This window comes from Photobacterium sanguinicancri (assembly GCF_024346675.1).
GTDB classification, from domain to species: Bacteria; Pseudomonadota; Gammaproteobacteria; order Enterobacterales; family Vibrionaceae; genus Photobacterium; species Photobacterium sanguinicancri.
In genome coordinates, this window is the sequence record NZ_AP024850.1 from 1,424,446 (window position 1) to 1,449,602 (window position 25,157).

The window sequence follows — 25,157 nt, forward strand, 5'->3', positions numbered from 1 at the left end:
ACGTAACATCGATTAAGCAGAAAACTGCACACTGACTTATTTGAGTTGATATTGATGAGGGAGCCATAATGTCGATATAAAAAAAGAGCAAAGCCATGATAGCTTTGCTCTTCTATTTCAACCGTGGATAGCGTTGAGGGTAACTTGCTTAGTTCGTAACAGGTTCACTTGCCATAGCAGGTTGTACCTTGCGCATTGCAAAAATACAGAAACCTAAGAACCAGATACCACTGACGGCCAGACCTGCCCACGCAGAATGAGTGTAGCCAATTGCTAAGTAGCCTAGTAGTGCGCCAAACGCGACAGAGCAGGCGTATGGAAGTTGAGTCAGCACATGATCCATATGGTGGCAGCCTGCACCTGTTGCAGACAGAATACTGGTACTTGAGATTGGCGAACTGTGATCTCCAAATACCGCACCTGCTAGTACAGCAGACAGCATAGGTAGTAGCATCGCAATGTCACTTGCTGCTGCAATATCACCTGCGAGTGGCAGCATGATACCGAACGTACCCCAACTTGTACCTGTCGCAAACGCCATTGCACAAGATAAAACGAATACCAGCGCCGGTAACAATTCGATAGGTAAATTACCATTAGCCATAGACGCTAAGTAAATACCTGTTTGCATGTCGCGAACAACAGCACCAATAGTCCAAGCGAAGAATAAAATAACAATGGCAGGCATCATCGCAGAGATACCTTGAGGTGCAGCTTTAAGCCACGTACTTGCGCTCATTTTTAAGCGTAGTGCCAAACCAACTGAAACCACTAAACTACAAATCGCACCGTAAACCAGTGATGAACCAACATTGGTATTTTCAAATGAACCAATAACGCTAAATGCGCGGCCATTTGCGGCAAGTACTTCAGCGCCAGATTGCACCATAAAGAAAACAGTCGCAGCGGTTAGTGTGAAGATAGGCAATACCATATCAATCATGCCGCCTTTAGCATCTTCAGGTACTTCTACGTCTAGGCCTGCAGGTTTACCTTGTGATTCGTCCCAAAGCTGACCTTCTAGAGCTCTTGCTTCGTGCTTACGCATTGGGCCAATGTCTAACTGGAAGAAAATAACGCATATCACCATAACAAGGGTGAACACGGCGTATAAGTTCATTGGCATCATTTCTACAAACGCAGCGATAGGGCTTTGGTCTGTTACGTTATGTGCAACCATAATGCCACCGACAAGTGCGATGATATAAGCACCCCAAGATGAAATAGGCATCAAAACACAAACAGGAGCGGCAGTAGAGTCGAGTAGGTAAGCAAGTTTAGCGCGGGAGATTTTGAAGCGGTCTGTTACTGGGCGGCAAATAGCACCAACGGAAAGGCTATGGAAGAAATCATCAATAAAGAAAACAAACACCATTAAACCCGTTAGCGACTTAGCACTGCGGCGGTCTTTACAGCGAACCGAAGCCCAATCGGCAAAAGCTTGCGTTGCGCCAGAAACACTCATTAAGCTAATCAGCGCACCAAGCAATAACATGAAAATAATCATATTTACATTGTCGCCGTTTACCGTGCCGTCACTCCATACGATGGCTAAGACTTTGCCGACTAAATAGTGAAGGGTGTCTAGCGGCGAATAATGGTTAAGCATTAATGCACCAGCTGCGATACCTGTGCCGAGAGATAGCAAAACACGACGCGTGGAAACAGCAAGGATGACCGCTATCATAGCGGGCAGTACGGACCAAAGAGAGTCCGAAAAATCAAAAAGGTTCATGATCTCAGTTCACCTACAACATATAAGGTGGAGATCTACCGAAAGGACGAGTAACTAAGAAGCATAATAACGATCACTTGTTACCCCTTCTGGCAGCGCTCCATAGTAAAAACCTATGGCAGTTCTGTACCTATTCGGCACAGACCCAGCGACTGAGGTTGATAGTCACAGTCACTTCGGCGCTGGCTCCTTTCTCCGGCATCAAAGGAATCACCCTCCACTCGGATACTTTTAGGCAGCGCGCCTCTACTTTAGGGTTGGCAAACTCCATTATACCAATGAAATGCCTAGTGTTGGTATTATATGTGGTTGAATATTTTAGTCATCAAATAATCCGCTTTATTCACAGTTAAATGCAATTTTTTTGATTGTGATGATAAATATATCAAATAGATGATTGAGGATTGTTCGTTTTGTGAATGTCTCAGGTACTTTTTAGCAACAAAGTGTGCGCAGAGTTGTTGTTAGGCGGAGGTGATAAAATGGAGGGTGAACGTAGGGAAATATTGGCTGCATAAATTATTATGCAGCCAGGTGCTTACTGTTGTGCTATCTGAAAGCTTTATTACTACAGATTAACTGTACGCCACCTTCAAGCGAGCAACTGGTTTGCAGTTGATTGGAAGATGAAGTAATGCCGCAATGAAAGCCAGCACTACAGTCGACCACCAAATAGGTTCATACGAACCGTAGTAATCGTAAATTCGACCACCGACCCAAGCACCTAAGAAGCTACCCACTTGGTGTGTAAAGAAAACTAAACCGTATAAGGTTGATAAGTAGCGCGCGCCGAAGATCTGACGAACTAAGCCAGAGGTTAACGGCACTGTACCTAACCAACAAAAACCAATCGCACCACCAAATATTGCAGCGGTGTGCTCAGTAACAGGTAAAGTAACAAAGGCTGCAATAACCACAGTACGAACAAGGTACAGCGAAGTCATGACATAGCGTTTGTCAAACTTATCGCCCATTACGCCCCAAAAATACGATCCGAAGATATTAAAAATACCCACATAGGCTAATGCCATCGCGGCAATATTGCCGGGTAAGCCTTTATCGGCCAAATAGCTAGGTAAGTGGGTCGCAATAAACATCACATGAAAACCACATACGAAGAAACCCGCATGAATTAGCCAATAGCCTTTGTGGTTGAAGGCTTCAGACAATGCTTGTTTTAATGTTTGTGAATCTTCAACAGTACCGCCTTTATTGTTGGCACTTTCTGTTTTCATAAAGCTCGCGAATGCGATCATTAAACAGCAAGATAAAGCAAAGATTTGCAATGCGGTTTGCCAGTCAAAATGTGTCAGTAGCGATTGTGCACCAGGGATAACCGCAAACATACCAAACGAACCCGCAGAGGTGGTTAGGCCAAATGCTTTTGCTGTGTGTTCAGCAGGTACTACGCGTGCAATAGCCCCAAGTACGATCACATAGCTGGTTGCGCTTAAACCAAGGCCGATCAACATGCCAATAGTGACATAGAGCATGCTTGGCTCAGTCGCGATTGACGTTAGGTACAGTCCTGCACCATAGGCAACAGCCCCAAGCATAATAATGCGGCGTGGTCCCCAGCGATCCGATGCCATGCCAATAAAAGGTTGGAACATGCCAAATAACAGGTTTTGCAGGGCAATCGCAAAGCTAAAGAACTCACGGCCAGTTTGAAATGTATCTGAGATTGGCATCATGAAGATACCAAAAGATTGCCTAATCCCAAGGCTAAAAATTAATGTCCCTATTCCCATCCATACTAAAAGTGGAAAACGAAAAATACTCATTAATGGTGCTCTGTATGTGAATCCGAATTTGATTGATGACAACCAGCATGGACAGCATGCTGCGCGAGTGCATCTAACAAAGGCTGACAATGATGAACGCCAATAAGGGTAATGATGAGCAGTAAAACCATACGACTTAACTGCGCAAAAAGTGATTGTGAAAACATCAGTGCCTCATACGCGAAATTGCGAGGCGCGGATATTAAAGAAACGTAGCTAATGACACAAATGAATAAAAATCAGGAAGGTTATGCATAAAATGCATTGAATGAGAGAGGTTAACTTCTGTGAAAAATAAAGAAGGTTTCTTCAACGTTTTCTTTTCGAATTGCTGAAAAACTAACAGTTGAATCAAGTGCTTTGAAGCGGCAATGACGCAAACACGGTGCCAAAATGCTTGGTAGATTTTCCGATTGTTGGGAATTCCCAATAACAAATCCCGCTATGTACTTAGTTGGATCATCTTGTTGGTGTTTAAAAAAATGTTGATATCTTCGGCATGAGTAGGATGAAGAATGATAGTAGAGTGGGGTATTGTCTTTGCGTTTTTATTCATACAGAAGTTTATTTCTGATATTTGAGCAGACTATAAGGTATTTGAATGATTTAGATGAATACTTGTAGGTATAAAATGTGATGATCTTTGTGATAAATCACTCGGTTCATTGTGAAACTAATCGTGTTTTTGCAAAATCATCATACAATGCGCGTTATTCCTCATTGCTCCATTTCTGTTTAAGATAAATCATTAAATGACCCTCGAAAGACGTGCTGAGTTCTTACTCCTCTTTACAACATTTTGCGCCTCTGCTGGCTGGATCTTTTCGAAAGAAGTGATTCAAGGTTTGCCACCATTTGGCTTTATGGGGTTACGCTTTTTTACTGCCTCACTGATCCTGCTTCCTTTTTGTTTCAAGCATTTTAAAACGGTTGCACTTGGCGATGTCCTGCGCTCTATGTCGGTAGGTTGCTTGCTCGCTGGTGCATTATTGTGCTGGATTTATGCAATTTCAATCAGCGATACCTTAGGGGAAGGGGCTTTTATCATGAGCCTGTCGGTATTGCTTGCACCGTTAGTGGCGTGGGTACTCTTTAAGCATAAACCTGTACGAGAATTTTGGTTGTCGTTACCGTTTGCCATTGTTGGTTTAATGCTGTTATCACTTTCACAGGGCTGGCAAGGATCTGTCAGCCAATTGTGGTTCTTACTTGCTGCCTTCTTTTTGGCATTGCATTTTAACTTTAATAGTCGCTTTGCTCAGCGTATGCCTGTGATGCTACTAACTTGCATTCAATTGTTCGTAACAGGTGTGCTAGGACTAATCCTATCGTTATCTGTTGAGACATGGCCTGCAACAATACCATCGGTAATATGGGGATGGTTTGCATTAAGTGTGTTGTTTGCTACTAGCTTACGTTACCTGACTCAAACCATGGGTCAACAACGGGTCACGGCAGCCAATGCTGCGATCATCATGATCTTGGAGCCGATTTGGACGGTGCTATTGAGCATTTTATGGTACAAAGAAGCGATGCCTGCCGCTAAGGTAATAGGCTGTACAATGATCCTGTTTTCTTTGCTGCTGTACCGTGGTTTATCTAACCCTAAAATTCGAGCATTTCTTAAACGCTCTGATCTTCATTCGTCCTAGTGTTGGCTAGTCGCATGGCTGCTTAGTGTGATAGTTTTTTTTGCTTTGCAGTGTATTAGCGTTCACGCTGATAAGGCGTCGCTTGCATGGATTTGACCTCGGGCAATCGAAGGTCATTAGAATCATCCGAGCGATTTTTCAGTAATTTATATTCATTCTCTATCGAATGCAGAACTTGCTTAAACGGTTGGTTGCCAACGGTTAAGCTGGTTTGGAAGGGCTGTGAGTAAATTAAAATAGCGTACATTACCATGCCCGTTGCAGCACCATATGAAGACAGATAAAACATGCTTACCTTGGTTTGTTTAAAATAACTAAGGGGGATCAGCGCCAAGAAAAATAACCCTATGACCATGGCCCAAAACAGTGGTGGTAGATCGTCGTCGTAGTCAAACAAGCGTTGCATACGTAAGCGCTCTATTTCATCGAGTAGTCGATCGATTTCATTGGTTGTGTCGACAATTTCGTCATTGCGTGGAATAGCATCTAGCAAGCGGCGTAAGTCATATAAAGCATGATCGGCAGTGAGACTGCTTGATAACGGATCTTTGGTGCCCCAGTCTTCTTCAATCACAGCATATACGTAGTTCGCCAATGTGGTGATGCTAGGTATAGCGTGTTCTCTTGGTAATTCCTCACTTAAATCTTCTAATACTAACGAAATCACCATGGCCTCTTGATCAATCGATTCCCGCAATTCGTTGTATTCGGAAAAAACAGAATTGAATGCCAGTGCGAGAATGAATGCCTGAATGGCGCCTAAGCGTGTTGATAGCGTTGAGCAAAGTTGGGCATTTTCATCGGTACGGGCGGGATGAACAGCATAGTGGATAATGGTGGTGAATAGCACTGCAATTAGTGCGGAAATACTGATAACGGTGGCTAAGCCAACGAAAGTAGGAAGCGATTCTATCACCACATCAATTCCTTATGCGCACAAGGTGATTACAGTATAGCTGGCGACACTTTGTCTGCGTGTCTTGGATGATAGACGCGGCTGGAATATGGCAGGAAAAAGGCTTAAGCAGTGGTAAAAAAATAAGCCAAGAAGTCCCTTTCTTGGCTTATTTTATCGTTAATCTATTTTAGGTTGAGACCAGATCTTAAGCTGGTATTAACGACTATCGTTAATGAGCCACTATCAGTGGATCGCTAATATTGAAGCCATAAATGATGACTAAGCCGATAATACCCGTCATAACAAGGTAGTAGAAAGTTGGGATAATCGTTTTACGTAAAGTTGCGCCTTCACGGCCTAGCAAGCCAACCGTAGCTGATGCGGCAACCACGTTGTGAATCGCAATCATATTACCCGCCGCTGCACCTACTGCTTGCAAGGCAACAACAGCCGCACTTGAGATGCTTAGTGTTTGTGCCACTTCAAATTGAAATTGGCTAAACATCATATTAGATACTGTATTAGAACCTGCGATGAATGCACCTAATGCACCTATGGTCGCGCTAAGGGCAGGGAAGAACTCACCGACTAAGCCTGATGCAAAGTTCGCCGTGGTTACTGGCATACTGGCTAAATCTGCACCATTTACGCCTGAGTTAATGAAAATACGTACCATAGGGATGGTAAATATAAGTACAAAGCCAGCGCCAATCAGGGTCTTACTTGATTCGCCAAAAGCTTTAAATAATGGGCTGACTTGGCGTGATTGCAGCAATACCGCAAGCAGTGCAACAAACACTAGAATTCCACCCGGTAAGTACAGCGGCTGGATTGCGGCACTGATCCCAGACTCACCTAAGATATTACTTAGCGAGAAGCTGACATCGGTCAACATACCTTTGAAGTCTTTACTTACGCGACTAGCAACCAGTATTACAGCTAACAGTACATAAGGTGCCCATGCAAGCGCCAGGCTCATTGGCTTACCCGTTGTCTCTTTGATTTCAATTTTTAGAGAACCTAACCACTCTGCTGGCCATTTGTCTTCACTTTCGAAATCCCACTTTGATTTAGGCACTAAAAAGCCTTTTTTCGCCGCAGTTACCACAATGGCTAATCCCACTAAGCCACCAATCAAAGATGGGAACTCTGGGCCAAGTAATGCACCTGTTAATGCGTAAGGAATCGTAAAAGCTAAGCCTGCAAAAATAGCGAATGGTAGAATATCTAGCCCTTCAGTCCAGCTTCGGTTTTTACCAAAAAAGCGCGTTAGCATCATCGCCATAAGCACTGGTATTAAGGTGCCAACACAGGCGTGGATTAATGCAACGTTTGTGGTGATTTGCTGTAAGTACACATCCCATGTTGAGCCATTAGCGACTAATGATTCCGTGATGTTATGAGTGTCGAGTCCTTTATTGACACCTACGATGATAGGTGTGCCAACGGCGCCAAAAGAAACAGGGGTTGATTGGATCATCATGCCCATCAGTACGGCAGCAAGGGCTGGGAAACCAATGGCAACCAATAGTGGTGCCGCAATCGCCGCAGGAGTACCAAATCCAGATGCCCCTTCAATGAATGATCCAAAACACCATGCAATGATAATGGCTTGAACACGGCGATCGGTGGAGATATCAGTAAAACCATTACGAATAGTGGTGATGGCGCCGGTGTGCTTTAAAGTGTTTAACAAGAAGATGGCACCGAACACGATCCACAATACTGCAATGGTGATCATCAAGCCTTGGATACTGGATGCCAGCACACGGTTAGCGGACATGTCCCAACCGAATAAGGCAATAATAACCGTTAGACCAAAGGCAACAGGCATTGCATGTTTTGCTGGCCAGTTAAGGCCAACCAGTAAGATAGCGGCGAGCACTATCGGCGAAAAGGCGAGTAAAGCGAGTAGGGTATCAGTCATTAGAGTACATCCTTCGTACAGCCGTTTTGTTTTAACGTTAGATTAATTATTTTGTTGTGTTTGTAGCGAATATGTAAATCAAGCGTGACGGTACTCCTTTCATTTTTCTTAATATAGGGAAATAATGAAAAAGATTATTTCCAAAAGTTGATAAATCATGGTTAAAACAGATGACTTGATCCTGTTTGCACAGGTTGTGGAGCTCGGCTCTTTTAGTCGAGTAGCAGAGCAAAACAGCCTTACAAACTCAGTGGTTAGCAAGCGGATAGCGCGATTAGAGGAAAGCCTTGGAGTACAACTTTTGTACCGAAGTACACGAAAGTTAACGGTGAGTGAGGCTGGAAAATTACTTTATCAAGGTGCTAAAAATGTGAAGCAGGCAGCGGTAGAGGCAATAGATACCGTGGCAGGGTTTGGTGAAAAAGTGACTGGACATGTGAAAATGTCAGTGCCTACTATCTCGGGAGACCTACTTTTAGCAGATGCGGTTGCGGATTTTTGCGTGCAAAATCCGGGGATGACAGTGGATATGTCGCTTGATAATAAGTTTGTGGATTTGATTGATGATGGTTTTGACTTAGTGATCAGAACCGGTCACCTCGAAGACTCCAACCTAATTGCACGCCATATTTTAGATTCGCAATGGGTAATATGCGCGGCACCTGCCTATATTAGCCGAAACGGAAAACCGCAGCATCCCGAGGATTTAGTGAACCATAATTGCTTACAGTATGCTTACCAAACAACAGGTGCAGCGGAGTGGTTGTTTAAAAGAGATAGCGGTAATTATATCGTGCGGATCAGTGGTAACTTCTCAACCAATAACGCGGGAGCATTACGTAAAGCAGCCTTAGGCGGTCACGGTATTGCTTATGTACCAAGGTGTTTGGTGTATCACGATTTGATGAAAGGGGATTTAATGGATTTATTCCCTAAGCAAGTTGGTAAGCGGCTAGGCATTTATGCAGTTTACCCGTTCACTCGCCAACCACCGCAAAAAATCAGGTTACTAATAGAGCATATTCGTGCGCGTTATCTCGCTATTGGCCACTATTTTTAATGCATCATTAGTGGCTCGCTTTCATGCTATGAGTCGCGAGCTTACCGTATTATTTTTCTTCGGCGAATAAGGTATCAGTAAAGGGGATTTGTTTGGTCTCGCTATAGCGATCATCAAAACAGGCACGCTCGGCAGAATCACAATAAACCTTGTTACTAAATGAAAAGCGGCTACTGTCGAAGTTGTCGCTTCCGCCAACTTCTTCTATCATTTTTAGCATTTTATTCTGGGCATCGTCACCTAAGTAAGACTGGGTAAAAGCCATTGAAATACCAAATCCATCGACACAGAACCCTGCTTTTTCATCACAAATAATGCCTTGCTCAGGGGAAAATATCCCAGCAGCTAATGTTGTTACTGTCGCTGGCTTCTCTAGTTCAAGTACTGGTGAGCTGGTTGCAAAGGTAAAGTGCGTAAAGTAAGCTGCGCCAAAAACCAAGGAATATCGGACTAAGTGCTTGATAAACTGCATGGCATTGCCTTATTTGTGAAGAGCATGTCCATTTAGCTTATCGTAAATCGGGTAGAATGCTGTCTCTAATATGCGTTGATGTTGTCTTGTTTAGCTATATTGCATTCTTACATTTCAACGATTTATTTAGCGACTTCATAACGTCTGTTTTATGCTAACAATTAATAAAGCAAGATATAGCAGCAAATATTAAGAGGAAGGTCTATGAGCTGGTATTTACACGTTTTAAAGAATTATGCTGTTTTCAAAGGAAGGGCTCGTCGAAAAGAGTATTGGTATTTCTTCTTAGTTAACCTTGTGATTGCATTATGTTTAGCTGTGGTAGATAACCTACTTCATACACCAGGATCTGCTGATGGAGCGGGTATTTTGGGCTCTATCTATTCTTTTGCTGTGATGATCCCAACAATCGCTGTTGGCGTAAGACGTTTGCATGATACAGGTCGGGTTGGCTGGTGGATGTTTATTGTGATTATTCCTGTTATTGGTGCACTTGTATTGCTGTACTTTTTCGTTAAAGACAGCGAGGCGGAGCCTAACGAGTATGGTCCAAATCCTAAGCATATTGAAGATGCCCAATTTAGTGGCTAGTGATTAGGCGACAGCGTCCGAATTTCGCGACAAAAAAAGGCAGACTTAGGTCTGCCTTTTGTTTATTTAACAACCGTGTAGATTGTTAATCTGATAGTAATTACGCGTATGTTTTCGTTAATTTTTCAACAATGTCTACGTACTTTTGCATTGCATCGTCTGCGTTCATACCTTGTAGCTTTTCCCAAGCTTCAAACTTAGCGGCACCTTTAAAATCAAACATACCTGGGCGTTTACCGTGTACGTCGCCGTCAGTTGCTTGTTTGAATAGTGAGTAAAGTGCTAATAGCTCGTTATTCGATGGACGTTGAGTCAGCTGTTTAACATCCTTTTGAGCTTGTTCGAAACTTGCTTTTAAATCTGCCATGTTAATTTTCCTTTTACCAATAGACGTTTAAAGTTGATGTTCGCGACTTATAAGTAGATGCCACGTAGTAATGCTGAGAGCGCAATAAGCTCTGCTGATGATGCCTTTTCTTTACCTTTCTCAGTATCTAGCTCTGTTCCTTGAGTGCTTTCTTTTGAATCAGGGAACATACGGAAGCTGCTGTTCATGATGATTTCAGCAAGTTTAGGGAAAAGCGCGTGAACAATTTGCCCGAAAATACCGAGATTGGTTGCAATGCGTTTAGGCTTATCGATGATTGCCGTCGCCAATAAATCAGCGGCTTCTTCTGGTTTCAGCGTCGGCACTGATTGATAGATTTTGGTTGGTGCAATCATAGGTGTTGCCACAAGTGGCATGTTGATGGTGGTGAAATTCACATTCATATCTGAATATTCTGCGGCAGCACAACGAGTGAAGGCATCGAGTGCGGCTTTAGAAGCAACATACGCAGAAAAACGTGGTGCGTTGGTTAATACCCCAATAGATGAGATGTTAATGACGTGGCCACCACCTTGTGCTTCCATACTTGGCAGTAAACCTAATGTCAGTTTAAGTGCACCAAAGTAGTTCAGCTGCATCGTACGTTCGAAATCGTGGAAACGGTCAACTGAATTTGCAATCGAACGACGAATTGAGCGACCTGCATTGTTAATTAGAATGTCAACGCGACCGTGAATTTCTAAAATATCAGCAGTTAAACGTTCCACATCACTGATGTTAGACAGATCACATTGGTAGGTATGTGCTGTACCACCTAACTCTTCAACTTGCGCACGTGTTTCAGCTAGCTTTTCTTCATCACGCGCAACCAGAATCATTTCTGCGCCATTTTCTGCTAATTTGAATGCAGTTGCTTGGCCGATCCCTGAACTTGCGCCAGTGATCAAAATGATCTTGTTTGCGACGCGTGCTTTCAAACTACGATCACCTGAGATTTCAGGATCTAAGTGACGTTCCCAGTAATCCCAAATAGCAGGTGCGTAATGAGGAAGACGAGGACACTCGATCCCTGAACCTTTAAGCGCCTGCTGTGTTTCGCGGCAATCAAACTCTGTCGGGTAAGTGAAGAATTTCAAGACTTCAGCTGGGATGCCGAGATCTTTCATTGTGACATCTGCAATTTGTTTAACAGTCGGTAACGACATGATCGCTTGTTTCACTTGATTTGGCACTAAGCCAAATAAGCGTGCATCAATTCGCATCGCCATACGTGGCGCATGACCTGCTTCTGCGAAGATATTGAGCACTTCACCGGCACGATAAGGTTTTGGATCGGTAATGTGGAAACACCCACCGTCTAACCCCTCTTTATGTGCGATATGGTCAAGTACATTGACAACATAATCGACAGGTACAATATTAAGTCGGCCGCCTTCTAAACCTATTGTCGGTACCCAAGCCGGTAATACACCGCGAATGCGTTGAATCATCTTAAACAAGTAATACGGACCGTCTACACGATCAGCAACACCTGTTTTCGAATCACCAACAACCATACCTGGGCGGTAGATGCGGAAAGGGACTAAGCAGTTTTCTCGAACCGCACGTTCAGATTCATGTTTGGTAGAAAAGTAAGGGTGATCAAGGTTTTCAGCCTCGCTAAACATGTCCTCACGGAAGTGACCTTCGTATAAGCCTGCTGCTGCAATTGAACTAATATGATGGAAACAACCGACGCTTAGTAGATTAGCCGCTTCTAAAGCATGGTTTGTACCTAATACGTTAACCTCTTGCTGCTCTTCAGCGCCAGCGCTGAGGTCATAAATTGCAGCTAAGTGGAAAAAGTGAGTGACTTTGCCTTTTAATGCAGAGATATCTTGCTCTGAAAGCCCCAGTCCAGCTTGAGTGAGATCACCTGTAATTGGAACGATGCGGCCAGCCTCGATCCCGTTCTCTTCTTGCCATGTGGTTAGTCTTTGTTGAGCATTTTCATTGCGGCAAAGTACATATATCGTCCCTTCTCTTTTTAACAGGCGGGTTAACAGGTTTCGTCCTAGAAAACCTGTACCGCCAGTAAGAAAATATGCCATTTGCTCTCCTTAAGTATTCACAGCTGATAAATGTATTCCTTTTCGATATACAACTTACACTGGTCAGAGCTCCTGTCTTTAGCCAAAGTTTAAAATTATTAAATAGATCACCTTTTAAATTTGTTTCATATCGAGTTTTCACTCTAATTCAAAGATAAAGCAGACATTGGTCAAAAAGAAATTAGAATTCATCTATTATTAATTAATCGACAACAAGAGAATGAGCTGGCGCTTTTCAAGGATGGAGAAAGAATAATGTTCGACTATATCATTGTGGGTGCTGGCTCTGCCGGTTGCACATTAGCAAACCGATTATCTGAAGACCCTAAAATAAAGGTTTGTCTAATTGAAGCAGGACCTAAAGACACTAGCTTTTTAGTGCATGTACCTTTGGGTTTAATAGGCATGATGCATTCAAAGAAAATGAATTGGCGTTATTACACAGACCCAGAAAGTGAATTGAACAACCGTCAGTTATTTTGGCCTCGTGGTAAAACCCTTGGTGGTAGTAGTGCATCCAATGCTATGTGTTACATCCGAGGACATGCTTGGGATTATGATCATTGGGCCAGTCTTGGCAATAAAGGTTGGAAGTACAATGATGTGCTTCCTTATTTTAAGAAAGCACAAAACCAAGTGCGAGGAGAAGATGCCTACCATGGTATTGGTGGGCCACTTAATGTTGATGACCTCCGCGTAAAAAACCCGTTGTCAGTTGCTTTTGTTGCTGCAGCCAAACAAGCGGGCCACTATTACAATTCAGACTTTAATGGGGTAAGCCAAGAAGGGGTTGGTTACTATCAAGTTACCCAAATTAATGGGCAACGCTGCAGTTCTGCGGTGGGGTATTTACGTCCTAGCGAAACGCGGCCTAATTTAGTGGTTATTACCGATGCGTTAACCACCAAGATCTTGTTCAATGGGAAGCAAGCTGTAGGTGTGGAGTATGAAAAGGATGGAAAGCGTGATGTTGTTAATGCGAAGCGCGAGGTCATACTAAGTGGAGGCGCAATCAACAGCCCGCAATTACTGATGTTGTCAGGCATTGGTGATCAAACGCAATTGGAAGCATTAGGTATAGATTGTCGTCATCATTTACCGGGGGTTGGTAAAAACCTTCAAGATCATCTCGATACATTAGTAGTGACGCGAGAGAAAACCTTCCACTCTGTTGGTTTTTCCCCCGTTGCCATGTTACGTTCCTTAAAAGGAGCGGTGGATTATTTACTGTTTCGAAAGGGTAATTTCACCACCAATATTGCAGAAGCGGGTGGTTTCGCTAAAACATCGCCCGATCTGTCTGAGCCAGATGTTCAGTTTCATTTCTCCCCTTGCTTTCTTGATAATCATGGCTTGAATTTATGGCAAACAGTCCGTCATGGTTACTCGTTACATGTGTGTAATTTAAGGCCGAAGAGCCGTGGCTGGTTATCGCTGGCGAGTACCAATCCCCACGATGCGGTGAGGATCCATGCAGGTTATTTGTCTCACCCTGATGACATTGAAGTGATGTTGAAAGGGATTAAGTTATCACGTCAAATACTTGCGCAAAAATCATTTGATGCATTTCGTGGAGAAGAGGTTTATCCCGGTAAAGCTATTCAGTCAGATGACGAATTAAGAGCATTTATTCGCCGTAAAGCAGAGTCTATTTATCACCCTGTAGGTACCTGCAAAATGGGGGCTGATAATATGGCGGTTGTAGACAGTGAATTAAAAGTACACGGCTTAGTTGGATTGCGGGTTGTTGATGCTTCTATTATGCCAACATTAGTTGGAGGAAATACAAATGCACCAACAATCATGATTGCAGAAAAAGCCTCAGTTGATATTTTATCCAAAGTAGAAATAAGCTATCAACAGAAGAAAAAAACCGTCGGCATCGTTTAGTTATTAAAAATTAAAGCCTATGAATATTTTGATTAGGCTTTATTTATATCTATTTTAAAAATTAGGGTGAATGTTCTAATTTTATTTACCATAATTGTTTTGCATAGTCTTAATTTTAATTTCCTTTCTCTGCTAAATAATCAATTAGCCCTAACTTGGACGCTTTCTTGCGTTTCCTATATTTAATGTGACTGAAATATGAGACAGTTATTTAATGTTTTATGTGTCTAACATTATTTCGCTCGGGGTGAAGTATGTTTTCAAAAGATAATTTTTCTAAAAAATTTCAAGGCTTAATGAACGATGTAAATGAGCGCTTGAAACAAAACACCGAGTTAGCACAATCAACCATCAAACAATTTGTTGAGAATGGCGGTTCATCGTATCCAGCAGCTGCCGTAATGGCGACATTGAATGGGTTGTTTGGCGATACCTTGCTAGAGAAAAAGCACAGATTTGCTCAACGCATGTCGATTCGTGATCAGAAGCAAGATTTGGTACTTGAAAAATCCCAGTTAGTACGCCAGTTGCCAGATGCGCAATCCCGAATCATCTTGTGCGTACACGGCTGGTGTATGAGCGATGTGCAATGGACTCGTAAAGGCGTTGATCATGGTCGCCAATTCGAAAAATTTGGTTATACCCCTTTATATCTGAGGTACAACACGGGTCGGCATATTTCAGAGAACGGTGAAGATTTTTCTCACTTTCTAGAGCAGCTGATCAGTGAGTGGCCTTGTGAAGTAAAAGAGCTGGTTTTACTCGGTCATAGCATGGGTGGATTAGTTAGCCGAAGTGCTTGTTATTATGCGTCGCAGCATCAGCATACTTGGCTTAAGTCGTTAACAACCTTGGTGACACTTGGTAGTCCTCATAATGGTGCGCCGCTTGCTAAATTGGCATGTTGGTTAGACGCACAAATTGAAGATACTCCGTCGTTAAAAGTGTTCTCATCTATTGCTGACGTTCGCAGTAATGGCAGCCGTGACTTAAGCCGAGGTGTGATTTTTCATGAAGCATGGCGTGATGGTCAGCAAGGCGTTTTCCCTCATATCCATTTGCCTTTGCACGTGAACTGTTTTGCCGCTGCGAGTTGCTTAGGCCATGACATTGAAGATGAAAAAAACAGATTGCTAGGCGATGGGTTAGTACCTGTATCGAGCGCATTGGGTGAGGCGAGGGGCTATATTACGCGTCTTGGCTTTCCGCTGGATAACTTATGGGTCGCAGGGGGGATTAGCCATCTAGGTTTGCTCAATCATCCGCAAGTCTTGCATCAGGTACAGTCGTGGGTGTTAGTGAATTCGCCTGATTAAAACCGAAAATTTAAGTCAGAATGTGGTCGTTTCATACATATGTAAAAAATCATATATATGATTTGCGATATATTGAGTTTGCGATAGTATACTTCTTAGGCTGACTAAGTAACGATTGATCATGAAACGAATATTATTTCTATGTACAGGTAATTCTGCACGCTCCCAATTAGCTGAAGCTATCATGCGCGATATGGCGGGCGATACGTACGTGGTGATGAGTGCGGGTATGCGTCCAGAAGGTGTTGATCCTCGGGTGTATGAAGTGCTTGAACACTTTGAAATTAACAGTGATAACTTGAACAGTGTGACAGCCGATTCTTATCGCGATCAGCATTTTGATGTTGTGATCACATTATGTGATAAAGCGAGTAACGAGTGTGAACTCTTCACAGATTCGGATGCGCTTATTCACTGGGATTTTAAAGACCCTAAACAGCAAGCAGGCAGCGACAGTTTTTTTGAAACAGCAGAGCAGCTAAAATCAAAAATAGCCTTGTTTTTGTTGTTAAATGGCGAACATAGCTCACCAACCATTGGGCCTGTTGAGTTATTTAAGATCATGAGTGATCCACTTCGTTTGCGTATCTTGATGTTGATCGAAGATGAATTTGCTTTGTCTGTTAGTGATCTGACCAAGGTATTGGAAGTAAGCCAACCTAAAGTATCGCGTCATTTAGCGTTATTACGCGATGCGGGGATTTTGAATGATCATCGCGAAGGGCAGTGGATCTACTATCATTTTCCGATCACATTACCTCGCTGGATTACGCATGTGTTAGCAACGGTACGCAATGGTAACTCTGCGATGATTAACCAAGAAAAAATTCGGTTAATGCAGCTAAAAGATCGTCGCAAGCCTCAGTTAAGTAAACCTCATATGTTTAACCCGCTAAGTGAACACTATCAACATCACTTGATGGAAAAAAATTGACAGAATAGGAATCAATTATGCCGACTCATCCATTTTGGGCTCTTCCTTTAGCTGATAGCGGAAAGTTATTGCTAACGCCTTGCCCTGGCACGAAAGAAGCAGACTTAGCCAGCTCTATTGCTGATTTGAAAGCTGAAGGCGCGACGGTTGTGCTGACAGCATTAGAAATGAATGATTTGCCTAACGACGGAGTACAAGCATTAGCAGATGCATGTAAAGACGCGGGCTTAGCGTGGTTTCACCTTCCAATAGAAGATGATTGTGCACCAGCCGAAGGTTTTGATGAAAATTGGACAGCCGCAAATCAGGCTGCTCAGCGTGCATTAGATAACGGTGAAGCAGTAGTGGCACATTGTAAAGGTGGCTCTGGCCGTACAGGTTTAATTGCTGCTCGTATCATGCTTGATCGCGGTGTTGATGTGAAAACGGCAGTGGCACAAATTCAGGTGCTTCGCCCTGGTGCTTTCACTCGCCAAGCGCACATCGATTACATTGCTCAGTTTGCTAAGTAAGCCTAATGAATCACTGCTGAATTGTGAATAATACGAAAAGATAGCTAAGAAAGGCACGATGATCGTGCCTTTTTATTTCACTTCTTTATTTTACTGCTTTCTTATACCCAAACCTTGAGTCATCTCGGAATCTATTTATAGGTCGAGGCCTTAATCAGGCATGACGATAATACCAAGTGGTTCAAGTAACTGAGCTTGTTGCCATTCGCAAATTTTGACACCATGTAAGCTTACACGCCGTGGATCAAGACCATACAGTTCAGTGTGGCTTAAATCGCAATTTTCCATATTAAATTGTCCCCAGCTATCTTCTGAGAATTCACTGCGGCTTAAATCCGACCCTTTAAACGAAGCACCTAATAGATTTGCACCATTCCAACGGTTTTCAAACAGGTCACATTTTTCGATGCACTGACGTTCAAAGTTGGTGTAAGCAAGGTTACAACCTGTAATATAAGCAGAGCAAAAGTAACTACTGTGGCTGATATGGTTAACAAAGCTGGCTTGCTGAAAGTTCACCCCCTTTAGATCACACTCTCTGAACTCTATGCCAAAACAATTCGCGCCTGAGAAGTTAGCCATGGCAAGTTGGCACTGCTTGAAACTGGCATCGCGTAAATCGGCATAATTGAAATGGCACCCTTCAATGTCACCTTGTTCAATAAATTTACAATTAACAAACTGTACATCTCTTAAATCAGTACGTTCGAAATTACAGCGATAGAATTGGCAGTTTTCGTAATGCGAGTCACGTAAGTTCTGGTGAGAAAAATCCGCCTGATCAAAAGATTTGTTTTTCGTTAGCATGGGTAAGCTCCGTTAAATAACCCGTGCAGACTATCATCTGATAACGTAAAAAAACCAGTAATTAAAACCCTGTAAAAACAACATATTAAAACCCTTCAAAATAGCCCCTTTAAGGCCCCAAAATCGCACGTGATAAGACTAACAAGCTTGTTATCATCTGAGCGTATGAGGAAATTAATTTGGATTAATGTCGTCTTAGCCATTAATTGGTTAAATTTGCAGCAAAATGCACTATTGGCATGGTGGTAAATCTTTTCTAGTGTTGAACAATACCTTGTAAAGATTCTTTGAATTATTGCTGTGGCTTATTGCTTTACGGCGATAGATACATAAAAAACAAGCGAATATGTCAAAATGTGACCATATACAGAGAAACAAGATCCTTCATGCGAGCGATACTATGTGTATATGCAACTCATGATATAAATCAACATTTGGTTGCATACTCTGAGATATACCTCTGCACTGTTATCTAACACTGCTTATGAGGAAGCAATGAGCATATTTATCTCCATACTTGTCGTATCTATAGTCGGATTCGCCATTCTTAAAAAATATAACGCAATTGCCACCCTATTTTTAGGGGCGGCGGTATTAATGGCTGTCTGTGCTGCAATGGGGTTGCCCGTTATACCAGAAGCTCAATCCAGCGGTAATGCGTGGCTGGATATCTTTGAGTCGATGAACTTAATGTTCAATAACCGCTTCGGTGGCATGGGGCTGATCCTGTTTGCCTTGCTAGCTTATGCGCGTTACATGACTTACATTGGTGCTAACGATATTGTTATCAATAATGCACTTAAGCTACTGGGTGGAATCAATAAACCCTACTTATTGCTGTCTGTTACTTTTCTTATTGGTAGCTTTATCTCGCTAGCAGGGTTTGGTGCAACTAGCCTTGCAGTATTATTGATGTCGACCTTGTTCCCTGTTCTAAATGCCCTTGGATTACCTGCTATTTCGATTGCTGCTGCTATTGCAACAACTGCGACTATCAGTTTCTCGCCGTTGGCTGTCGACTCGGTGATTGCAGCTGAAAACGTTGGTATGTCGGTTGAAATTTACACCATGAAATATCAAATTCCTTTGGCTATCCCAAGCATGCTTGCGATGGCGGCTGCCCATTACTTCTGGCAGCAGTATATGGATAAAAAAGAGGGGTTATTTCAGCAGGGCAATACCAAGAAAATTGATCTTAAAAATGTCAATGTGCGGACCTCGGAAGTAGAAGGCAAAGCGCCAGGCTTTTACGGCTGGCTGCCGATGTTACCCATCATAGTGCTCATTATCACCAGCGGTGAATTAGGCCTGATTGAAGGTGTTAGCATGAACATTGGTACTATTGCCATTCTATGTTTGTTTACCGCTATGGCGTTGGAAGCAATTCGTCACCGTAGTGGTCGCTTAGCAATGGACGGTATGAGTGCCATTGTGAAGGGGATGGAAGATGCGTTGCCAGTGGTTCTGATTTTGGTTGGTGCAGGTGTGTTTGCCCAGAGCCTGAAAGCTATCGGTGCGATCAATATGTTGATCGAATCAGCCTCACAAGTTGGCTTTGGCCCTACGGCAATGATGTTGGCACTGGTTGGTTTGACGGGTGCAGTTGCCTTCCTGACTGGGTCTGGTAACGCGGCTTTTTATGCCTTTGTTGAGCTGATCCCTAAAATTGCGGATGGTATGGGCATTAATGGTGTTTATCTGGTTATGCCAATGCAACAGGCTTCAAATGCTTGTCGTGCGATGTCACCGGTAGCTGGGGTTATCGTTGCGTCATCTGGTATGGCAAAAGTGTCGCCGTTTGATTTGATTAAGCGAACCATTCCGCCAATTACATTTGGACTCGCGGTTAACATCATTCTAAGTATTCTCTTCCTGCCAATGGCTATTTAATGCTACTGGTATTACTTAACTCTTGATGGGGTTAGTGTAACCATAACAACAAAGTCTGATACCTTACGACGAGGGATCAGGCTTTTTCTTACACAATAATATGAACATTGACTTATCCGAATTGGAATTACTCAAATTCAAAGATGAATGATTTGAGCGCCTCAATATCGGCGATTTTGATTTCACCGCTGGTTTTAGTGATTAGGCCTTTATCAATTAACTCTTTAACGGCACGTCGGTAGACCCGACTTGAAGTACCAAAGCGTTCTGCTTCTTGCTCTGCCTTACCAAACGATCCGAGTGTGACTCTTTCTTGGTAGCGGTGCCATAAGTCATACGCAATGTTGTAAGTTATCGAGTGCAGTAGGCGATAGGTATAAATATCTAGCGAGTCTTGGTAATCATTGGCTAGTGCACTGGCAAAGAAAAGGGTGAACTCAGGACGATGAGTTATAAGTTCTGCAACGGATTTTAAACATATAACGTCAACTTCAAGCTGTTCTTCTGCTACCACATTCCATTGACACCCTGTTTGAGAAAAAAGCTCCATTTCCCCAAAAATATGGTGATCACACTCGACTTCCCCGAGCTGAAAGCAGCGACCATTCATTGCAGATATGTGCATCGATACCCGACCAACAGAAACGAGGTAGAGATGTTTAACCGGTTGGCCTTGTTGCAAAATAATCTCGCCAGCTTGGTAAAATCGACTGTGAAGCTGGCACTGGTAGAAAGCTTTACGAAATTCATCGTAGAGTTTGTTGAGGGTGTCGGTAAATCTACCTGTTTGATAGGGTCTTAGCTGCATAGCGAATGTTAAATAGTGATGAATAGGATGAGAGTGGCGGAATGATACATGTATCAATAAATCCACTTTGTTGTAGAGATCACAGATAGTGACAGACGATCGGCAATTACTCTGGGCGATAAGCCGGATGAGCAAAAGCCCAGAACAATCTGGGCTTTGCTATCCTAATGTTCTTGGGGGAGAACTGATTGTTAACTGTGAAAGAAACTACATTTCTAACTAGGATTAACCATTGTGATTAATAGCGACAAAGTGCAGCTAAAGCGGCTTTTGCTGCCATCATTTCCCCTTGAACCGTAATGTCATTTGCGTTCGCATACTCGCTCACACCTTCTTGAACATTTTGTTGGTATAGCACTACGTTATTCAATATTGATGCGACTTGAATCCCACGTAATTTTCCGACGGTAAACAAGGCTGACGTTTCCATGTCAGCACCTAGAACGCCTTTACGGCTCCAATGCTCGCATATTTTATCTTCTTCATCGGTGTAGAAGCTGTCATGTGAACGAACAATACCGTAATGCGCAGGGTAAGCATGCTCTGTTAAATAGCGTTCTATTTCTGTGGTGAGTGGACGGCTTGCTACCGCCGGATAGCTACTTGACACATAGGCTTTAGAACCACCTTCATCGCGTACAGCCCCTTCAGCCACTATGAGTTCACCTAAACCAATATTACCTTGTAGTGCACCAGCCGACCCTACACGCACTATATACTTAGCACCACATAAGGTTAATTCTTCAAGTGCAATCAGTGCGGAAGGGGAGCCGATCCCTGTGCTGCAAACCGTTATCTTATGATCTTGGTAGTAGCCGCTAATTATTCTGTACTCGCGGTTTTCAGCAATTTGTTCACTGCGCTCAAGTAGCGTGGCGATTCTGTTTACGCGGTCTGGCTCTCCACACACAATCACTTTGTCCGATACATCGTCAAAGCCGACAGCGATATGGGGCTGTTTTACATCGTTACTCATTATGCTAACTCGTTCACTGTTTCTTCGGCTTTATTTTGCTTAGTTTGATTTTGTTTAGCTTGGTTGTGCTTCGCTGTGCCCATCCAAGTGCGAGTTCCGTTCATCGCAATAAATAGCAAAATAGCGTACTCAATCGACAATGCATACACCCCTTGAGCAGCATAAATGCCGACACTAATTATGTTAATCACTACCCATAAAATCCAGTTTTCAACATATTTACGAGTCATCAGAATTTGCGCGACCACAGACAGTACTGTCATCACTGAATCCCAGAATGGGAAGGCATCGGGCTCCAGTGTCGGACGTGCTAGGTCTGCGCCCAGTAAATTCAAGCCATCAACACTCACGTTAGCCAGTGCCAAGAAGAATGGGTCGATGTAAATTGTCATAATACCAATGGCTAAAACGCTAACGGCAATAGTGTAAGAGAGCTTTTGTTTACTCAACCAACGTACTTCGAGCTTGTCACCATTTTCTGATGTTGGTCGTGTCCATGCATACCAGCCATAAAGGTTGGCGCAGAAGAAGAACAGTTGCAGTAACAAGATGCCATAAAGTTGAATTTGATAAAAAATGATGGCAAATAAACTGACATTGATAAGGCCAAAAAGGTAATTGATCGTTTTCTCTTGGCTTGCATTCCAAATACACAGCAAGCCAAAAATTGTCCCGATGGCTTCAATCCACGACATTGCGTAGCCACCACCAATAGGGATGTTAATAAGGGTGTTATTGATATCGAACCAAGCGATAAAGTCCATCATGTATGTCCTTGGGTTATTTTCCGTATGGCGCCAGTGTAGAAAATTGCCTCTATTATCATAAGGACATTTGTCCGACTGCTATTGGCTAGGCTCAAGTTTTGTGAATTTTCTGACGAGTTAGTGGATGAGTTAGTGGATGAGTTAGTGGATGAGTTAGTGGATGAGTTAGTGGATGAGTTAGTTGGTGAGTGTCTTCTCGTCACGACAATCAACGGTGTTTTTCTTTCTCGTATGGGGGAAGGTCCTAGCTTCCTACCTTTTTTAGATCGTTGTTTTTATTAGTACAACTAAAAAATGGTGAATAATTAACTTAATAGGGTTTGTATATCTGCTAATTCATATATATGATTATTCGAATGTATTAACTATTGCTTCTTAAATATCGAAAAGGGAATCACATGGCTATTAAAGTAGGTATCAACGGTTTTGGTCGTATCGGGCGTTTAGCACTACGCGCAGCATTTAACTGGAAAGACGTCGAATTTGTACAAATCAACGACGTAGCTGGTGACGCTGTCACGTTAGGGCATTTACTGGAGTTCGATTCAATCCAAGGGCGCTGGGAACATGAGGTTACCGTCGATGGCAATACTATTATTGCCAATGGTCAGCATATTAATTGCACCCAAGAACGTGATATTGAAGCGGTAGATTGGTCTGGTTGTGATGTGGTACTGGAAGCAACAGGTGTACATCGTAAGAAATCGTTGCTGCAAAAATACCTCGATCAAGGTGTGAAGCGTGTTGTGGTATCTGCACCTGTAAAAGAAGAGGGCGTACTGAATGTCGTTGTTGGTGTGAACGACAACCTTTACGATCCTGCACTACACCAAATTGTGACAGCGGCATCTTGTACTACTAACTGTATAGCCCCAATTGTGAAGGTTATTCATGAAAAACTGGGTATTGAGCAGTCTTCATTTACCACGATTCATGACTTAACCAATACACAAACTATTTTAGATGCGCCGCATAAAGATCTTCGTCGCGCTCGTGCTTGTGGTATGAGTTTGATCCCAACAACGACTGGCTCAGCAACGGCGATTGTTGAAATCTTCCCCGAGCTTGCTGGTAAAATTAATGGTCATGCTGTGCGTGTACCCTTGGCAAATGCCTCGCTGACCGACATTATTTTTGATGTTAGCCGTGATACAACAGCAGAAGAAGTGAATGACTTGCTGCAAGGAGCTGCAGAAGGCGAAATGACGGGTATTTTAGGATTTGAAGCGCGACCGCTTGTTTCTATCGACTATAAAGGCGACCGACGTTCGACCATTGTTGATGCACTTTCTACCATGGTCGTGAATAATCGCATGGTGAAAATCTACGCGTGGTACGACAACGAAATGGGCTATGCCACACGCACAGCGGAACTGATCCGTAAAGTCGGCTTATAAGCTGATGGCAACAGCGGCTATATAAGGTACAACCATGATCGCGACTTTTTCACAATTACCGCAGCAAGTGCGCCAATACATGCTGGTGACGTTCAATTATTGGAATTTCACCATCACAGATGGCGCTTTACGCATGCTGGTGGTGCTGCATTTTCATCATTTGGGTTATACGCCACTGCAAATTGCGTCTTTATTTTTGTTCTATGAATTCTTTGGCGTTGTTACCAACCTTATTGGTGGTTGGCTAGGGGCGAAACTTGGCTTAAATAAAACCATGAATATTGGTTTAGCCATGCAAGTCGCCGCCTTGTTTATGCTTGCTGTGCCTGCCGATTCACTCACTGTGTTGTGGGTGATGCTTGCACAAGCTATCTCTGGCATCGCCAAAGACTTAAATAAGATGAGTGCAAAAAGCGCGATAAAAACCCTAGTGCCTAACGAACAACAAGGCGCCCTGTATAAATGGATTGCGATTCTTACGGGTTCAAAAAATGCCCTTAAAGGCGCAGGCTTTTTTCTTGGTGGGGCATTGCTGGCTTGGCTCGGATTTCAAGGTGCGGTTGTACTCATGGCGTCTGTGCTGGCGGTCGTGTTAATAATAAGCCTGACCTTGCTAAAGAAAGACTTAGGTAAAGCAAAGAAAGCCGTAAAATTTAAGGAAATTTTCTCTAAGAGTCGCAGCATCAACATTCTATCCGCAGCTCGAATGTTTTTGTTCGGGGCGCGTGATGTTTGGTTTGTAGTGGCACTTCCTGTCTATCTTGGTCAAGTGTTTGGTTGGGATCACTTGTGGGTTGGTGGTTTTCTTGCACTTTGGGTTATAGCTTACGGTTTTGTGCAAGGCTTTGCACCGCGCATAACAGGCAAGGCACAGGGTGTCGTACCTGATGGCCGTGTAGCTTTGATTTGGGTCGCCGTTTTAGCCTTTATTACTGGTGCAATTGCGTTGGGAGTTCAGTATGACTGGCAACCGCAATTTACCATTGTATTTGGCTTATTGGTCTTTGGTGCCGTATTTGCAGTTAACTCTTCACTTCACTCGTACCTTATTGTGAGTTATGCAAAAGGTGATGGCGTATCTTTGGATGTCGGCTTTTACTATATGGCCAACGCGATGGGGCGTTTAATTGGTACGATTCTATCTGGCTGGGTGTATCAAGCCGCAGGGTTAGCTGCTTGCTTGTGGGTATCGTTTGGCTTTTTGGTTATCACAACCCTGATTTCTATTGGTTTGCCACAGCATAAGTTAGCATCTGCACAATAGTACTGATCTTTAGCCTGCCAGTAAGGATGGCATTCAAGGATCGATATACCAAACCACGG

General features: G+C 43.1%; 23 protein-coding genes and 1 riboswitch. Of the genes, 11 read left to right on the forward strand and 12 right to left on the reverse strand.

The annotated features are described in order from the left end of the window. Window positions 1-148 precede the first annotated feature (148 nt). The 3 genes from OCU87_RS06840 to OCU87_RS06850 all read right to left on the reverse strand — a co-directional run bounded on the left by OCU87_RS06840 (window position 149) and on the right by OCU87_RS06850 (window position 3,686). Window positions 149-1,735, reverse strand: coding sequence for a Na+/H+ antiporter NhaC family protein (locus tag OCU87_RS06840; RefSeq protein ID WP_261858072.1), 1,587 nt, complete (start codon window positions 1,733-1,735; stop codon window positions 149-151). Window positions 1,736-1,820: 85 nt separating this feature from the next. Next, window positions 1,821-1,992, reverse strand: a riboswitch (Lysine riboswitch). A 318-nt stretch (window positions 1,993-2,310) separates the two neighbouring features. Further along, entirely contained in the window at window positions 2,311-3,519 is a 1,209-nt protein-coding gene (locus tag OCU87_RS06845) for an MFS transporter (protein ID WP_261858073.1), read from the reverse strand. Then, complete coding sequence (locus tag OCU87_RS06850; RefSeq protein ID WP_164488547.1) at window positions 3,519-3,686, reverse strand: hypothetical protein; 168 nt, start codon at window positions 3,684-3,686, stop codon at window positions 3,519-3,521. Before OCU87_RS06850 ends, OCU87_RS06845 begins: the two co-directional genes overlap by 1 nt. Window positions 3,687-4,271: 585 nt before the next feature. Between OCU87_RS06850 and OCU87_RS06855 the strand changes: the two genes are divergently transcribed. Then, entirely contained in the window at window positions 4,272-5,171 is a 900-nt protein-coding gene (locus tag OCU87_RS06855) for a DMT family transporter (protein ID WP_261858074.1), read from the forward strand. Window positions 5,172-5,226: 55 nt separating this feature from the next. Here OCU87_RS06855 and OCU87_RS06860 read toward each other — a convergent pair whose 3' ends face one another. After that, window positions 5,227-6,090 carry a bestrophin-like domain gene (locus tag OCU87_RS06860; RefSeq protein ID WP_261858075.1) on the reverse strand — a complete coding sequence of 288 codons (864 nt, stop codon included), beginning with the start codon at window positions 6,088-6,090 and terminating at the stop codon, window positions 5,227-5,229. Between the two features lie 208 nt (window positions 6,091-6,298). Then, window positions 6,299-7,996 (reverse strand): L-lactate permease, encoded by a 1,698-nt coding sequence (locus OCU87_RS06865; protein ID WP_261858076.1) that lies wholly within the window; start codon window positions 7,994-7,996, stop codon window positions 6,299-6,301. A gap of 157 nt (window positions 7,997-8,153) precedes the next feature. Here OCU87_RS06865 and OCU87_RS06870 point away from each other — a divergent pair, with 157 nt between their 5' ends. Then, window positions 8,154-9,056: a LysR family transcriptional regulator gene (locus tag OCU87_RS06870; protein WP_062690377.1), complete on the forward strand. Its 903-nt coding sequence runs from the start codon at window positions 8,154-8,156 to the stop codon at window positions 9,054-9,056. A gap of 49 nt (window positions 9,057-9,105) precedes the next feature. Here OCU87_RS06870 and OCU87_RS06875 read toward each other — a convergent pair whose 3' ends face one another. After that, window positions 9,106-9,528, reverse strand: a complete 423-nt coding sequence (locus tag OCU87_RS06875; RefSeq protein WP_261858077.1) for a YcgJ family protein — start codon at window positions 9,526-9,528, stop codon at window positions 9,106-9,108. A 204-nt stretch (window positions 9,529-9,732) separates the two neighbouring features. On the opposite strand from OCU87_RS06875, the gene OCU87_RS06880 reads away from it, so the two are divergent. Beyond that, window positions 9,733-10,119, forward strand: a complete 387-nt coding sequence (locus OCU87_RS06880; RefSeq protein ID WP_261858078.1) for a DUF805 domain-containing protein — start codon at window positions 9,733-9,735, stop codon at window positions 10,117-10,119. A gap of 100 nt (window positions 10,120-10,219) precedes the next feature. Here the strand turns inward: OCU87_RS06880 and OCU87_RS06885 are convergent, their stop codons facing one another. After that, the gene (locus OCU87_RS06885; protein ID WP_261858079.1) at window positions 10,220-10,486 is read right to left on the reverse strand and encodes an acyl-CoA-binding protein; all 267 of its coding nucleotides are present in this window, start codon (window positions 10,484-10,486) and stop codon (window positions 10,220-10,222) included. A 47-nt stretch (window positions 10,487-10,533) separates the two neighbouring features. Continuing rightward, entirely contained in the window at window positions 10,534-12,537 is a 2,004-nt protein-coding gene (locus OCU87_RS06890) for an SDR family oxidoreductase (protein WP_261858080.1), read from the reverse strand. 255 nt (window positions 12,538-12,792) lie between these two features. Between OCU87_RS06890 and OCU87_RS06895 the strand changes: the two genes are divergently transcribed. The 4 genes from OCU87_RS06895 to OCU87_RS06910 all read left to right on the forward strand — a co-directional run bounded on the left by OCU87_RS06895 (window position 12,793) and on the right by OCU87_RS06910 (window position 17,189). Next, window positions 12,793-14,427 carry a GMC family oxidoreductase gene (locus OCU87_RS06895; RefSeq protein ID WP_261858081.1) on the forward strand — a complete coding sequence of 545 codons (1,635 nt, stop codon included), beginning with the start codon at window positions 12,793-12,795 and terminating at the stop codon, window positions 14,425-14,427. Between the two features lie 254 nt (window positions 14,428-14,681). Next, the gene (locus OCU87_RS06900; RefSeq protein WP_261858082.1) at window positions 14,682-15,743 is read left to right on the forward strand and encodes an alpha/beta hydrolase; all 1,062 of its coding nucleotides are present in this window, start codon (window positions 14,682-14,684) and stop codon (window positions 15,741-15,743) included. A 115-nt stretch (window positions 15,744-15,858) separates the two neighbouring features. Then, complete coding sequence (locus tag OCU87_RS06905; protein WP_261858083.1) at window positions 15,859-16,677, forward strand: metalloregulator ArsR/SmtB family transcription factor; 819 nt, start codon at window positions 15,859-15,861, stop codon at window positions 16,675-16,677. A gap of 17 nt (window positions 16,678-16,694) precedes the next feature. Continuing rightward, window positions 16,695-17,189, forward strand: coding sequence for a phosphatase domain-containing putative toxin (locus tag OCU87_RS06910; RefSeq protein ID WP_261858084.1), 495 nt, complete (start codon window positions 16,695-16,697; stop codon window positions 17,187-17,189). Window positions 17,190-17,339: 150 nt separating this feature from the next. Here the strand turns inward: OCU87_RS06910 and OCU87_RS06915 are convergent, their stop codons facing one another. Next, window positions 17,340-17,996, reverse strand: coding sequence for a Qnr family pentapeptide repeat protein (locus tag OCU87_RS06915; protein ID WP_062690381.1), 657 nt, complete (start codon window positions 17,994-17,996; stop codon window positions 17,340-17,342). Between the two features lie 495 nt (window positions 17,997-18,491). Here OCU87_RS06915 and dcuC point away from each other — a divergent pair, with 495 nt between their 5' ends. Continuing rightward, window positions 18,492-19,886, forward strand: coding sequence for a C4-dicarboxylate transporter DcuC (gene dcuC / locus OCU87_RS06920; RefSeq protein WP_261858085.1), 1,395 nt, complete (start codon window positions 18,492-18,494; stop codon window positions 19,884-19,886). A gap of 127 nt (window positions 19,887-20,013) precedes the next feature. On the opposite strand, the gene OCU87_RS06925 is transcribed toward dcuC, so the two are convergent. The 3 genes from OCU87_RS06925 to pnuC all read right to left on the reverse strand — a co-directional run bounded on the left by OCU87_RS06925 (window position 20,014) and on the right by pnuC (window position 22,434). Next, entirely contained in the window at window positions 20,014-20,694 is a 681-nt protein-coding gene (locus OCU87_RS06925) for a Crp/Fnr family transcriptional regulator (protein WP_062690384.1), read from the reverse strand. A 238-nt stretch (window positions 20,695-20,932) separates the two neighbouring features. Continuing rightward, window positions 20,933-21,670, reverse strand: coding sequence for a nucleoside phosphorylase (locus OCU87_RS06930; RefSeq protein WP_261858086.1), 738 nt, complete (start codon window positions 21,668-21,670; stop codon window positions 20,933-20,935). Next, window positions 21,670-22,434: a nicotinamide riboside transporter PnuC gene (gene pnuC / locus OCU87_RS06935; RefSeq protein WP_261858351.1), complete on the reverse strand. Its 765-nt coding sequence runs from the start codon at window positions 22,432-22,434 to the stop codon at window positions 21,670-21,672. Before pnuC ends, OCU87_RS06930 begins: the two co-directional genes overlap by 1 nt. An 84-nt stretch (window positions 22,435-22,518) precedes the next feature. Here pnuC and OCU87_RS06940 point away from each other — a divergent pair, with 84 nt between their 5' ends. The 3 genes from OCU87_RS06940 (at window position 22,519) to arsJ (ending at window position 25,098) form a co-directional block, all read left to right on the forward strand. Further along, the gene (locus OCU87_RS06940) at window positions 22,519-22,719 is read left to right on the forward strand and encodes a hypothetical protein (protein ID WP_261858087.1); all 201 of its coding nucleotides are present in this window, start codon (window positions 22,519-22,521) and stop codon (window positions 22,717-22,719) included. A gap of 116 nt (window positions 22,720-22,835) precedes the next feature. Next, window positions 22,836-23,834 (forward strand): ArsJ-associated glyceraldehyde-3-phosphate dehydrogenase, encoded by a 999-nt coding sequence (locus OCU87_RS06945; protein ID WP_062690386.1) that lies wholly within the window; start codon window positions 22,836-22,838, stop codon window positions 23,832-23,834. 34 nt (window positions 23,835-23,868) lie between these two features. Further along, on the forward strand, window positions 23,869-25,098 hold the full coding sequence (gene arsJ / locus OCU87_RS06950) for an organoarsenical effux MFS transporter ArsJ (RefSeq protein WP_261858088.1): 1,230 nt from the start codon (window positions 23,869-23,871) through the stop codon (window positions 25,096-25,098). Window positions 25,099-25,157 lie beyond the last annotated feature (59 nt).